General features: G+C 60.2%; 13 protein-coding genes. 6 read left to right on the top strand and 7 right to left on the bottom strand.

The genetic code is table 11. From position 1 onward, the window contains the following. Positions 1 to 27: 27 nt before the first annotated feature. Together ctrA and Q8K08_RS19820 are read right to left on the bottom strand one after the other, a co-directional pair. Positions 28 to 735 (bottom strand): response regulator transcription factor CtrA, encoded by a 708-nt coding sequence (gene ctrA / locus Q8K08_RS19825; RefSeq protein ID WP_304799000.1) that lies wholly within the window; start codon positions 733 to 735, stop codon positions 28 to 30. A gap of 94 nt (positions 736 to 829) precedes the next feature. Next, positions 830 to 1,108 (bottom strand): DUF1153 domain-containing protein, encoded by a 279-nt coding sequence (locus tag Q8K08_RS19820; protein ID WP_304798993.1) that lies wholly within the window; start codon positions 1,106 to 1,108, stop codon positions 830 to 832. Between the two features lie 142 nt (positions 1,109 to 1,250). Here Q8K08_RS19820 and mnmA point away from each other — a divergent pair, with 142 nt between their 5' ends. Further along, the gene (gene mnmA, locus Q8K08_RS19815; RefSeq protein ID WP_305251489.1) at positions 1,251 to 2,387 is read left to right on the top strand and encodes a tRNA 2-thiouridine(34) synthase MnmA; all 1,137 of its coding nucleotides are present in this window, start codon (positions 1,251 to 1,253) and stop codon (positions 2,385 to 2,387) included. A gap of 2 nt (positions 2,388 to 2,389) precedes the next feature. Here the strand turns inward: mnmA and ispG are convergent, their stop codons facing one another. From ispG to Q8K08_RS19795, 4 genes are all read right to left on the bottom strand, one after another. Further along, positions 2,390 to 3,526 carry a flavodoxin-dependent (E)-4-hydroxy-3-methylbut-2-enyl-diphosphate synthase gene (ispG, locus tag Q8K08_RS19810; RefSeq protein ID WP_305251487.1) on the bottom strand — a complete coding sequence of 379 codons (1,137 nt, stop codon included), beginning with the start codon at positions 3,524 to 3,526 and terminating at the stop codon, positions 2,390 to 2,392. A gap of 123 nt (positions 3,527 to 3,649) precedes the next feature. Continuing rightward, the gene (locus Q8K08_RS19805) at positions 3,650 to 4,870 is read right to left on the bottom strand and encodes a helix-turn-helix domain-containing protein (protein WP_304798974.1); all 1,221 of its coding nucleotides are present in this window, start codon (positions 4,868 to 4,870) and stop codon (positions 3,650 to 3,652) included. Positions 4,871 to 4,986: 116 nt separating this feature from the next. Next, positions 4,987 to 6,216 (bottom strand): 5-aminolevulinate synthase, encoded by a 1,230-nt coding sequence (gene hemA / locus Q8K08_RS19800; RefSeq protein ID WP_305251551.1) that lies wholly within the window; start codon positions 6,214 to 6,216, stop codon positions 4,987 to 4,989. Positions 6,217 to 6,384: 168 nt separating this feature from the next. Next, positions 6,385 to 6,807 (bottom strand): hypothetical protein, encoded by a 423-nt coding sequence (locus Q8K08_RS19795; RefSeq protein WP_305251484.1) that lies wholly within the window; start codon positions 6,805 to 6,807, stop codon positions 6,385 to 6,387. A gap of 134 nt (positions 6,808 to 6,941) precedes the next feature. Between Q8K08_RS19795 and Q8K08_RS19790 the strand changes: the two genes are divergently transcribed. Both Q8K08_RS19790 and Q8K08_RS19785 read left to right on the top strand, forming a co-directional pair. Next, entirely contained in the window at positions 6,942 to 8,312 is a 1,371-nt protein-coding gene (locus Q8K08_RS19790) for a M20/M25/M40 family metallo-hydrolase (protein ID WP_305251481.1), read from the top strand. A 72-nt stretch (positions 8,313 to 8,384) separates the two neighbouring features. Then, positions 8,385 to 8,828, top strand: a complete 444-nt coding sequence (locus Q8K08_RS19785; protein ID WP_304800217.1) for a GNAT family N-acetyltransferase — start codon at positions 8,385 to 8,387, stop codon at positions 8,826 to 8,828. On the opposite strand, the gene Q8K08_RS19780 is transcribed toward Q8K08_RS19785, so the two are convergent. Next, positions 8,823 to 9,146, bottom strand: a complete 324-nt coding sequence (locus Q8K08_RS19780) for a hypothetical protein (RefSeq protein WP_304800215.1) — start codon at positions 9,144 to 9,146, stop codon at positions 8,823 to 8,825. The two genes, Q8K08_RS19785 and Q8K08_RS19780, sit on opposite strands and share 6 nt — an antisense overlap. Positions 9,147 to 9,224: 78 nt before the next feature. Between Q8K08_RS19780 and purB the strand changes: the two genes are divergently transcribed. The 3 genes from purB to Q8K08_RS19765 all read left to right on the top strand — a co-directional run bounded on the left by purB (position 9,225) and on the right by Q8K08_RS19765 (position 11,949). Then, positions 9,225 to 10,529, top strand: a complete 1,305-nt coding sequence (gene purB, locus Q8K08_RS19775) for an adenylosuccinate lyase (protein WP_304800213.1) — start codon at positions 9,225 to 9,227, stop codon at positions 10,527 to 10,529. A 107-nt stretch (positions 10,530 to 10,636) separates the two neighbouring features. Beyond that, positions 10,637 to 10,798: a hypothetical protein gene (locus tag Q8K08_RS19770; RefSeq protein WP_304800211.1), complete on the top strand. Its 162-nt coding sequence runs from the start codon at positions 10,637 to 10,639 to the stop codon at positions 10,796 to 10,798. 71 nt (positions 10,799 to 10,869) lie between these two features. Beyond that, the gene (locus Q8K08_RS19765) at positions 10,870 to 11,949 is read left to right on the top strand and encodes a flagellar motor switch protein FliG (RefSeq protein WP_304800209.1); all 1,080 of its coding nucleotides are present in this window, start codon (positions 10,870 to 10,872) and stop codon (positions 11,947 to 11,949) included. Positions 11,950 to 12,018 lie beyond the last annotated feature (69 nt).

Here is a 12,018-nt window from a genome sequence, read left to right as displayed (position 1 = left end):
AGGGGGGCAACCTGGTAAGGGCAAGTCTCAGGCGCTGGCGGCCATCTTGCGTTGTACACCCACCGGATCGCGCAGAACATAGCCCCGGCCCCAGACGGTTTCGATGTAATTCTCCCCGCCCGTCGCCTCGGACAGTTTTTTGCGCAGTTTGCAGATGAACACATCGATGATCTTCAATTCCGGCTCGTCCATGCCGCCGTAAAGATGGTTCAGAAACATTTCTTTCGTCAGCGTGGTGCCTTTGCGCAAGGATAAAAGTTCCAGCATTTGATATTCTTTGCCGGTCAGATGCACGGTCTTGCTGTCCACCTCAACCGTTTTGGCATCAAGGTTGACATTAACCTTACCGGTGACAATCACCGATTGGCTGTGGCCTTTGGAGCGGCGGATAATGGCGTGAATACGGGCGACCAATTCTTCGCGATGAAAAGGTTTTGTCAAATAATCATCGGCACCGAAGCCAAATCCTTTGAGCTTTGAATCGGTGTCATCCGACCCTGAAAGAATCAGAATAGGCGTCTCAATCCGGGCCAGCCGCAATTGGCGCAACACCTCATGCCCAGACATGTCAGGCAGGTTCAGATCCAGAAGAATCAGATCATAATCATAGAGTTTTGCCAGATCTATGCCGTCTTCGCCCAAATCGGTGCAATAGACGTTCAGGTTTGCATGGGTCAGCATCAGTTCGATACTGCGTGACGTGGTAGGGTCGTCCTCAACAAGTAGAATTCGCATCTTTAAAAACTCCGCAACAGCCAGGTTCGTTAACGACATTGAGGGGGAATGGTTAACTGAGGGTTACTCTGCCTGAGCGCGAAATAAAAACAACTTAAAGTTGTCTGTATTTTTGAATGGTGGTCACTTTCAGAGCAACATCACCATGCTGCTCTACCGCTTGCCGCCAAAAGGCAAATTCTTCTTCGGACAAGGAATAGCGTTCCAGCGCCTCGGCTTCAGGAATCAAGCCGTAAACCACCGCGCGCACCACCACAGCCTTGCGGCTGGCAACCCAGCGGCGCGTTTGAGGGCTGGGCAAATCTGCCCGCGTAAGAATGCTGCCATCAGGCAATGTCACCTGTCGCGGTCCGTCCAGTCGTTTCAGATACATGGCCATGTCTTTCCGTTGGTCCACCCGGCATGCCGCAACCGTGACCCATCTGACTTAAGCGAAGGTGAAGGTTACGGCACAGCAGGGGTTGAGAGTGTCGCGCATTTTCTTATATTGCGCTCAATTCCCGAGAGGTTTGACAATGCTGGACCACCCGCTGAACTCGCTGGGGCTGCCGAAGCCGCCATCCGCCACCCGTGTCGTAGTGGCGATGTCGGGCGGCGTGGATTCGTCGGTTGTAGCCGCCATGCTGAAAGACGAAGGCTATGATGTGGTCGGCGTGACCTTGCAGCTTTACGACCATGGCGCGGCCTTGGCGAAAAAGGGCGCTTGCTGCGCGGGGCGTGACATTCACGACGCGCGGCGCGTGGCCGAAACCATGGGCTTTCCGCATTATGTGCTGGATTATGAAAACACCTTCCGCGAAGCCGTGATGGAGGAGTTTGCCGACGCTTATCTGGCCGGGGCGACTCCGGTGCCCTGCATTCGCTGCAATGAACGGGTGAAGTTCAAGGATCTGCTAGCCACCGCCAAAGATCTTGACGCCGATTGCATGGCCACCGGGCATTACATCCAGCGCAAGATGGGCGATGCGGGGGCGGAGTTGCATTCCGCCGCCGATGCCAACCGCGACCAAAGCTATTTCCTGTTCTCGACCACGGCAGAGCAACTGGCCTACCTGCGGTTTCCCTTGGGCCATCTGCAATCCAAAGCCGACACTCGCGCTCTGGCTGCGAAATACGGCCTGCCGGTGGCTGACAAGCCGGACAGTCAGGATATCTGCTTTGTGCCCAATGGCAATTATGCGGCGGTGATCGAAAAGCTGCGCCCCGGTGCTGCCGATCCCGGCGAGATTGTGGATATGGAAGGCCGCGTGCTGGGCCAGCATCGCGGCGTGATCCATTACACCATCGGGCAGCGCAAGGGGCTTGGCATCGGCGGCTTGGGTGATCCGCTGTATGTGGTGCGGCTGGACCCGGAGACGCGGCGCGTAATCGTAGGCCCACGTGAATCGCTGGCGACCCGCACGATTCCGGTGCGTGAGGTGAACTGGCTTGGCGATGCGCCGTTCGATTCTGCCGCCGAATGGCAGGTGCATGTCAAAGTGCGCTCGACCCGCCCGCCACGCCCCGCTGTAATCCGTCCGCTGTCAGCAACGGAAGCAGAGGTGGAACTGCTGGACCCCGAAGACGGCGTCAGCGCCGGGCAGGCCTGTGTGTTTTATGCACCCAAAGGCGGCCGCGTGCTGGGTGGCGGCTGGGTCTGGCGCGGGCGCTGAGACTATTCGGCGGCTTGCGCTTCAGCCTCGGCCTGCGCCGCCTCAATCTCACCGGCCTTTTTCTCGACCAGATCAACAATGTGGTCAATCATCGCCTCATTGCCCAACTTGTGGCTTTGCTTGCCCGCCAGGTAAACCATCCCCGACCCTGCCCCGCCGCCGGTAAAGCCGATGTCGGTCATCAGCGCCTCGCCGGGGCCGTTTACCACACAGCCGATGATCGACAGTGACAGGCTGGTGGTGATGTGGGCCAGACGGTCCTCTAGCGCAGTGACGGTCTTGATCACGTCAAAGCCTTGGCGCGCGCAGGACGGGCAGGAAATGATCGTCACGCCGCGATGTCGCAGGCCAAGGGATTTCAGGATCTCCAACCCGACCTTGACCTCCTCGACCGGGTCCGCCGACAAAGACACCCGGATCGTGTCGCCAATCCCCATCCACAACAGGTTGCCAAGCCCGATGGCCGATTTCACCGTGCCGGATTGCAAGCCGCCTGCCTCGGTGATGCCAAGGTGGATCGGCGCATCGGTGGCTTCGGCCAATTGTTGATAGGCGGCGGCGGCCATGAACACATCGGACGCTTTCACCGAAATCTTGAATTCGTGGAAATCGTTGTCCTGCAACAGCTTGATATGGTCCAGCCCTGATTCAACCATCGCGTCCGGGCAAGGCTCGCCGTATTTGTCCAGCAAGTGCTTTTCCAGACTGCCAGCATTCACCCCGATGCGGATGCTGCACCCGTGGTCTTTAGCGGCGCGCACCACTTCGGCCACGCGCTTGGCGTCGCCGATATTACCGGGGTTGATGCGCAGACAGGCAGCGCCCGCCTCGGCAGCCTCAATCGCGCGTTTGTAGTGGAAATGGATATCGGCCACGATCGGCACCGGACTTTCGGCGCAAATCTCGCGCAGGGCCCGCGTGCTGTCCTGATCGGGGGTGGACACCCGTACGATATCGCACCCGGCAATTGCCGCGCGCTGGATCTGTTCAATCGTGGCGGCGATATCGGTGGTCAGCGTGTTGGTCATCGTCTGCACCGAGATCGGCGCGTCGCCCCCGACAAGCACCTTGCCCACGCTGATCTGGCGCGACTTGCGGCGATAGATGTTGCGCCAAGGGCGGATGGGATTGTGGCTCATCGATGCACAGGTCCTTTGACAGTTTGCCCCTTGATAAGACGACAAAGCCGCCCCGGCAATGCCAAGGGCGGCTTTGTCAATCACGATTGACAGATTTACTGCGCCGAACCGGTTGTGGCAGCCCTACTGTGACGGCGCATTCAAAATCGTAGACGCATCGGCGACGTTCACAATCGCCGCCAGATCAGCGTCTCGGCTCAGATCAGCTACGGCGAACTTTTCGGTCAGCGCCTCTGGCGACAGCGCGACATTCCGCACCACCTGCGCACCGGGAGCAGCCGGGCCATAGGTCTGGCCGTTCACCGCAAAATAGACCGAGCCAGAGTTGCCCGCGCGCAAGACTGGCGGCGCTTCGAGTTGCGGCACCGACCAACGCTCACCCGCATCAAGGATCTTTTCAAACAGAACCGTGCCATCTGCCGCCGACACCCGCACCCATGACGGGCGCACGGCCAGAAGTTCAACCCCCGGCTGCGCTTGGGCGACGACCTGCACAGTCTGGTCATCAGTGCCAAGCGCTTCGGCAAGGGCTGCGTTCACAGCATCGGCAGAAGCGCCTGAACTGGCCAGACGCGGGTTGATTGCCGCGATCGGACCGTCACGCGAGGTTAGCACCGGCACATCCAGCGCCTGCGGACGATACAGACGGTCCAGCCGGTCTGCCTGACCCTGCACAGGATCGGCACCTGCCATCTCGGTCTCTGCCGCCGGGGCTGACCGCACCAAAGGCGCGGACCCACTGACATTGCCCAAGGGGTCAATTTCGGCCACCACGCTCGGGGCTTGATCCACCGGCGAAAGCTGCACGCGCTGCACCTCTTGCAGCACTGACCAGCCGCCATAGCCAATCGCCCCAATCAGCGCGACCAGCACCACAAGCGAGCCGACAGCGCCCGGTTCGACCCGTGCAAACAGGCTTTCGCCACGCGGGATGAAGCTTGCATTGGGATTGGCCAGCGGATCGCTGAACACTTGCGTGCTGCGCGAGCGGGCTGCGGTCATCCCCGAGGATGAGGCCGCAGCGCTCATCCCGTGGGCAACTTCGAAATTCGCTTCTTTGGAGAACCGGGCAAATGCCATATCCGGGTCCATCCCCAGATAGCGCGCATAAGACCGCACATATCCGGCCACAAAGCCCTGCGTCTCAAAAGCTGAAATATCGGCGTTCTCTATGGCGGCGATGTATGCGGCCTTGATTTTCAGCTCGCGCTGAACATCCAGCAAGGATTTCCCCATGGTGGCGCGCTCGCCCCGCATAAGGTCGCCCAACCGCAAATCGAAGTCGTCAAAGCCCTTTGGCCCCTCAGTCTCCGGCATCGAAGGTTTCGCCCTCCGCCCGATCATGCGCACTGCCCCATGAAAACCCTGTGTCCCCGTAGCCGTTTCGATCACGACTCATTTTGCTCGTATTAGGGATTCGTTACCACAGCACAAGGGCTTTTGCACCTGCGAGAAAGCGCTCAGGCCGATACCTCGGCACGATTCAGCGCACATTGCCGCCAAAGGTGATCCATCGCGCGGACCAATGCATCAATTTGCCCGAAATCATGAACAGGTGACGGGGTAAAGCGCAGCCGTTCAGTGCCACGCGGCACAGTCGGGAAGTTGATCGGCTGCACATAAACACCGAACTGATCCAACAGCATGTCAGACAGCATCTTACAATGGATGGGGTTACCGACATGCACAGGCACAATATGCGACCCATGATCGATGATCGGCAGGCCCATCCCCCGCAGACGCATCTTGAGCGTGCGGGCATAGGACTGCTGCAAATCGCGCAGCTTCTGCCCCTCATCGTTTTTCAGAAACCGCACACTTGCAGCGGCACCTGCAGCCACGGCTGGCGGCAAAGACGTGGTGAAAATAAACCCGGGGGCGTAGGAACGCACCGCATCCACCATCTTTGCACTTGCAGCAATATAGCCACCAAACACGCCATACGCCTTGGCCAATGTCGCATTGATTATATCCACCCGGTGCATCTGCTGATCGCGTTCGGCGACCCCTGCCCCGCGTGGCCCATACATTCCGACGGCATGCACCTCGTCCAGATAGGTCAGCGCGCCGAATTCTTCGGCAAGATCACAGATCTCTGCAATCGGGCCGAAATCGCCATCCATCGAATAGATCGATTCGAACGCAATCAGCTTGGGCGCGTCCGGGTCATCGGCCGCCAGCAGCGCGCGCAGATGCTCTACATCATTGTGGCGGAAAATACGCTTTTCGCCGCCGCCGCGCCGCACGCCTTCAATCATGGACGCATGGTTCAGCGCGTCGGAATAGATGATCAGGCCGGGGAAGATCTGGCGCAGGACCGACAGCGTGGCATCATTGGCAATGTAGGCGCTGGTGAACACCAAAGCTGCCTCTTTGCCGTGCAGATCGGCCAGCTCTGCCTCCAGCCGTTTGTGATAGACCGTGGTGCCGGAAATATTGCGCGTGCCGCCAGACCCCGCACCCGTCGCCTCCAGCGCCTCGTGCATGGCGGCCAACACGACTGGATGCTGGCCCATGCCCAGATAATCATTGCCACACCAGACGGTGATGTCTTTGGTGCTGCCATCGGGCCGGGTCCAGACTGCATGCGGGAACTGGCCCTTTTGCCGCTCAATATCAATAAATGTGCGGTAACGCCCTTCGTCATGCAGGCGTTGCAGGGCGGCATCAAGAGCGGTGTCATAGCGCATCGGGTCTTCTCCGTGGCACCCCTGCCAGATCGGCGCAGGGGCAGTTTGCATGCAGGTATGCCCTGATATCGGGCAAAGAACTGCGGCTTGCCTTGACTTGCATCAAAAAGCAAAGGTTTGGAAACAGGGCAATTTGACGCCCCTTGCCTTTGCCACTGCGATGTAGCCTTAACGCGCGGGGGCAACCTCCAACACGACAACGCAGGGCGATTTGGCCTTGCGGGCCGTGTCACAAGCCGCAAGAGCAGCGGTGCGGGCGGCATCCGCATCGGGCAGATCACCCAAAGCCACCGCCGAGGCAACGGCGCTGCCGTCCCTTATGAACCCCTCATCCGGCGACACAGCAAGGGCCGCGTGGCCGGTGCGGCTGGTCACGAAAAGTGACAGCGCCTGATCATTTGACGCAACAAGTCGCAGGGTTGTCACCTCGTCCGGGGTCAGGAACGGGTGCAGATGCAGGTTGACCGCAGAGCCGCCATTCACACCTGCCTCGACCGGCACGGTCTGCGCCATTGCGGGTGCGATCACGGCTACTCCGACCATCAGGCCGCATGCGAAAACGCCCATCCTGATCGTGGTTGTACTGCTCATTCTTCCTCCAATGCCGATCCGGCAGTCGTCGTCCCCGGACAGGATTTAGCGCAAAGCGGTGGCACTGGACAGTGCCTTGCTTCCTGCTACGGTCGGCAAATCGTTCACATTCCCTAGAGAAGCGGAAAGAATTCATGTCTCTGGACACAGTCCTCACCCGTATCGACACCGATCTGGAGCAATCCGTTGACCGGTTGCTGGATCTGTTGCGAATCCCCTCGATATCGACCGACCCGGCCTATGCCGCCGATTGCGCCCGCGCCGCCGACTGGCTGGTCGATGACCTGAAGTCGCTTGGCTTTGACGCCTCCAGCCGCCCGACGCCCGGTCATCCGATGGTGGTGGCACATGGCGGCACCGGCGACAAGCACCTGCTGTTTTATGGCCATTACGATGTGCAGCCCGTTGATCCGCTGCCACTGTGGCACCGCGACCCGTTTGACCCTCAGGTGCAGGATACCGCCAAGGGCCGGGTGATCCGGGGGCGTGGATCGGCGGATGACAAGGGCCAGCTGATGACGTTTCTGGAGGCGTGTCGCGCGTGGAAAGCGGTGTATGGCACCCTGCCCGGCAAACTGACGATCTTTTTAGAGGGCGAGGAAGAGTCCGGCTCGCCCAGCCTGATCCCGTTCATGCAAGAGAACGCCGCCGAGCTGCGTGCCGATATCGCCCTGATCTGCGACACCGGCATGTTCGAAGACACCACCCCCGCCATCGTGACCATGCTGCGCGGGCTGTTGGGCGAAGAACTGACGGTGCGCGGCCCCGACAAAGACCTGCATTCAGGCATGTATGGCGGTGCCGCGATCAACCCGATCCGGGTACTGAGCCGCATCCTTGGCAACCTGCACGATGATCAGGGCCGCGTGGCAGTGCCGCATTTCTATGACGGTGTGCAGGAATTGCCCGACGCCATCCGCGCCCAATGGCAGGCGCTTTCCTTTGACCATGCAAAGTTCCTTGGCGATGTCGGCCTGTCGGTTCCGGCAGGCGAGCAGGACCGCACGCCGCTGGAAATGCTGTGGTCGCGCCCAACGGCAGAGGTCAACGGCATCTGGGGCGGCTACACCGGTGAAGGGTTCAAGACCGTGCTGCCATCAGAGGCGCATGCCAAAGTGTCGTTCCGTCTGGTGGCAGGCCAAGACCCAGACGCGCTGCGTGACCATTTCCGCGCATGGGTGCAGGCCCAACTGCCGCCCGACTGCACGGTCGATTTCCATGGCCATGGCAACAGCCCGGCAGGCGTGATGTCGGTCGAGGCTCCGGCCTTTGACGCCGCGCGTCAAGCCCTGACCGACGAATGGGGCAAACCCGCCGCCTTTGTTGGCTGTGGTGGGTCGATCCCGATTGCGGGGTATTTCAAGACCTATCTAGATATGGACGCCATGCTGATCGGCTTTGGCCGCGATGATGACCTGATCCACAGCCCGAACGAGAAATACGATCTGGAGTCGTTCCACAAGGGCATCCGGTCCTGGGCACGGGTGTTGGCTCGGCTGGCGTAAGCCTGTCGGACAGGCCGGGGGCGCTGACCCCCGACCCCCGGAGTATTCTTGCCAAGATGAAAGGGCAAAGGAGTGAGCATTGTCATTCGCAGAGCGTCCGCCACGGACGAACAGGCCTGGCGCGGGCTTTGGCGGGATTATCTGGCATTCTATGACGTCACCCTGCCGCCAGAGGTGACGGCGGCGACATGGGCGCGCTGTGGTGATCCGGGGCACCTTATGACCTGCCGTCTGGCGTTCGAGGGCGACACGTTGCTGGGCTTTGCCATTCATCACCCGCATTGCTCGACCTGGGTGGCGGGGGAGGATGTGTATTTGGAGGATCTGTTTGTGGCGCAGGCCGCACGGGGCAAGGGGGTAGGCCGGGCGCTGATCGAGGATCTGATCGCGCTTGGCCGCCAGCAAGGATGGCACCGGCTGTACTGGCACACCAACCATGACAACACGGCGGCGCGCCGGCTTTACGACAGCTTTTGCCACGAGGATGGCCACATCCGATATCGTCTGACACTATAGGTCGCCGTAGCGCCCGGATCGGATGAAGCCGCTGTCTTCGCGAAAGCGCAGATAGCTGCCGTCGCTGTCGACTTCGGCGCAGATCGGGCGTTTCCCGGACCAGCTTTCACAATAGCGGTCCAAGTCCACCCGCCATTCGCCCCAGGCCCCGGCGCGCACGGTGCGGCCATCGTCGAGAAAGTATTGCGCAACGCCTTCTGGAAACACCACCACGCGTGAGGTCAGCGCATCAGCGATTTGTGGCCCCGACAGCGTTTGCCAGTCATCCGCAAACACCACCCCCGGCCAAAGCATCAAGGCCAACCCTATTCGCAGCATCCGGTCCCCTTTGCCTTGCGTCACCGTGTTGCGCAGTCTAAGGGGACCGCGCACCCCCTTTCCAATGATAGGTTCGTGATGATCCCGCGTTATTCCCGCCCCGAGATGGTTGCCCTCTGGTCGCCCGCCACGAAATTCCGCATCTGGTATGAGATCGAGGCCCATGCCTGCGATGCCATGGCCGATCTGGGCGTGATCCCGCGCGCCAATGCTGAAGCGGTCTGGCGCGCGAAGGATGTAGAGTTTGACGTGGCGCGGATCGACGAGATCGAGGCCGTGACCAAGCATGATGTCATCGCTTTCCTGACCCATCTGGCCGAACATATTGGCGCCGATGATGCGCGCTTTGTGCATCAGGGCATGACCAGTTCTGATGTGCTGGACACCACGCTGAACGTGCAACTGGTGCGTGCCGCTGATCTGTTGTTGGTGGGCGTTGACCGGGTTCTGGCCGCGCTGAAGGCGCGCGCGTTTGAGCACAAAGACACGGTCCGTATCGGCCGCAGCCACGGCATCCATGCCGAGCCCACCACCATGGGCCTGACCTTTGCGCGCTTTTACGCCGAAATGGCGCGTGGTCGGGCGCGCCTGATCAATGCGCGCGCCGAAGTGGCGACGGGGGCAATTTCGGGCGCGGTCGGCACCTTTGCCAATATCGATCCGCGGGTTGAGGAGCATGTCTGCGCGCAACTGGGCTTGACGCCGGAACCGATTTCCACCCAGGTCATCCCGCGCGACCGTCACGCAATGTTCTTTGCGACCCTTGGCGTGATTGCCAGCAGCATCGAGAATATCGCCACCGAATTCCGCCACATGCAGCGCACCGAAGTGCTGGAGGCGGAAGAGTTCTTCAGCCCCGGCCAGAAGGGCAGTTCGGCCATGCCGCACAAACGCAACCCGGTGCTGACCGAAAACCTGACCGGCCTTGCGCGTCTGGTCCGCATGGCCGTGGTGCCGGCGATGGAGAATGTGGCGCTGTGGCATGAGCGTGATATCAGCCATTCAAGCGTCGAGCGCGCGATTGGCCCTGATGCCACCATCACATTGGATTTCGCCCTGCACCGTCTGGCAAATGTTGTCGAAAAGCTGGTGGTTTACCCGGAAAACATGATGCGGAACATGAACAAGTTCCGTGGCCTGGTGATGAGCCAGCGTGTGCTGCTGGCGCTGACCCAGGCAGGTGTGTCGCGCGAAGACAGCTATCGTCTGGTGCAGCGAAACGCTATGAAGGTCTGGGAACAAGGCGCTGATTTTAAGACAGAATTGCTGAATGACGTCGAGGTTCTGGCGGCACTGACACCTGCACAGATCGAAGAAAAGTTCGACCTTGGCTATCATACTAAGCATGTCGACACGATTTTCTCGCGGGTTTTTGGCGCGTAACGAAAGCGTGATTGGCGGGGTTCGATGCCTCGCCAAAATCCATCATTGATGTTGAAAAAACCGTGCTACCTTTTGGGTTCATGAAAACACCATGGGAAGGACGACTGATGAAAACCAAAATCACCACCGCCGTCATTGCACTCATGCTGCTGCCGTCGATGTCGATGGCCTATTGCTCGGGCCACAAGGAAATCACCGCCTCGTCCTGCAAAGAGGGTACAAGCTGGGATCAGGCCAAAGGCGAATGCGTCCTGGCACCGACAACCTGAGCCGTCCGTAATCCGTCCTTAACCCCGGCGTGACAACCTGCTCCGGCAGGCTGACCAGAATGGGGACAAAGATGGCGGATAATTTTGGCAAGGCTTTGGCGCGCATTACCCCGGTGCAGCGCGCCATTTCACTTGGTTCCGGTGGCGAACGTCGCCAGCCCACTGCGCGCGAAAAGGCGGCCATCATTGTGCGTCTGATGCTTGCAGAAGGCGGGTCTATTCCTGTGGCATCACTTCCCGAACATATGCAGGCGTCACTCACCGAACAGATTGGTCTGATGCGTCTGGTGGACCGCAACACGCTGGCACAGGTGGTTGAAGAATTCATGACCGAGCTGGAGGAGGTGGGGCTGTCTTTTCCAGGCGGGATAGATGGCGCGCTGACCATGATGGATGGTCACATCAGCCCGAATGCCGCCAGCCGTCTGCGCCGTCTTGCGGGTGCGGCAGGCAAGGGCGACCCGTGGGAACGGCTGATGGTGTTGCCGGCAGAGCGTATTTTGCCGGTGCTGGAGGCGGAAAGTGTTGAAGTGGCCGCCGTCATGCTGTCGAAGCTGCCGGTGCCCAAAGCCGCTGAACTGCTGGGCCGTCTGCCCGGCGACAAGGCCCGCCGGGTGGCCTATGCCGTGTCATTAACGGGTCAGGTGGACCCTGAAACCGTGCGCCGTATCGGGCAATCGCTGGCCAGCCAGCTTGACGCCCAGCCCGCCCGCGCCTTTGACGCGGGGCCTGTGGAACGGGTTGGCGCAATCCTGAACGTCTCAACCGCCGCCACGCGTGATGATGTCCTGACCGGGCTTGACGCAGAGGATTCAGATTTCGCTGAACAGGTGCGCAAGGCGATCTTTACCTTTGCCCATATTCCCACCCGGATCATGCCGCGCGACATTCCGAAAATTGTCCGCATGGTAGAGGCAACGATGCTGGTCACCGCATTTACCGCAGCGCAGGCCCATCCGAAGCAGGCCGCTACGGTAGAGTTTTTTCTGGCCAACATGTCGCAGCGGATGGCCCAGACCATCCGCGAAGACATGGCTGCGCGCGGAAAGGTCAAGGAAAAAGACGCCGAGGAGGCGATGACCACGGTTGTGAACACCATCCGCCAGTTGGAGGGCGCAGGCGAAATCGTTATGAACAGGGATGAAGATTGACCCAGAACACAGGCCGGTGCGCGGGGTTGTGAACCCCGCTGCCGCAAGATAGCGTCCGCCCAAAGGACG

Source organism: Pseudotabrizicola sp. (assembly GCF_030684215.1).
Classification (GTDB): domain Bacteria; phylum Pseudomonadota; class Alphaproteobacteria; order Rhodobacterales; family Rhodobacteraceae; genus Pseudotabrizicola.
Note: the sequence above shows the minus strand (reverse complement) of the source record. Positions and strands in the feature narration are given on the sequence as shown.

What these genes read in the sequence shown, in the direction of transcription:
- ctrA (WP_304799000.1), bottom strand. Translation starts at nt 735, where the DNA reads ATGCGAATTCTACTTGTTGAGGACGACCCTACCACGTCACGCAGTATC.
- Q8K08_RS19820 (WP_304798993.1), bottom strand. Translation starts at nt 1,108, where the DNA reads ATGTATCTGAAACGACTGGACGGACCGCGACAGGTGACATTGCCTGAT.
- mnmA (WP_305251489.1), top strand. Translation starts at nt 1,251, where the DNA reads ATGCTGGACCACCCGCTGAACTCGCTGGGGCTGCCGAAGCCGCCATCC.
- ispG (WP_305251487.1), bottom strand. Translation starts at nt 3,526, where the DNA reads ATGAGCCACAATCCCATCCGCCCTTGGCGCAACATCTATCGCCGCAAG.
- Q8K08_RS19805 (WP_304798974.1), bottom strand. Translation starts at nt 4,870, where the DNA reads ATGATCGGGCGGAGGGCGAAACCTTCGATGCCGGAGACTGAGGGGCCA.
- hemA (WP_305251551.1), bottom strand. Translation starts at nt 6,216, where the DNA reads ATGCGCTATGACACCGCTCTTGATGCCGCCCTGCAACGCCTGCATGAC.
- Q8K08_RS19795 (WP_305251484.1), bottom strand. Translation starts at nt 6,807, where the DNA reads ATGAGCAGTACAACCACGATCAGGATGGGCGTTTTCGCATGCGGCCTG.
- Q8K08_RS19790 (WP_305251481.1), top strand. Translation starts at nt 6,942, where the DNA reads ATGTCTCTGGACACAGTCCTCACCCGTATCGACACCGATCTGGAGCAA.
- Q8K08_RS19780 (WP_304800215.1), bottom strand. Translation starts at nt 9,146, where the DNA reads ATGCTGCGAATAGGGTTGGCCTTGATGCTTTGGCCGGGGGTGGTGTTT.
- purB (WP_304800213.1), top strand. Translation starts at nt 9,225, where the DNA reads ATGATCCCGCGTTATTCCCGCCCCGAGATGGTTGCCCTCTGGTCGCCC.
- Q8K08_RS19770 (WP_304800211.1), top strand. Translation starts at nt 10,637, where the DNA reads ATGAAAACCAAAATCACCACCGCCGTCATTGCACTCATGCTGCTGCCG.
- Q8K08_RS19765 (WP_304800209.1), top strand. Translation starts at nt 10,870, where the DNA reads ATGGCGGATAATTTTGGCAAGGCTTTGGCGCGCATTACCCCGGTGCAG.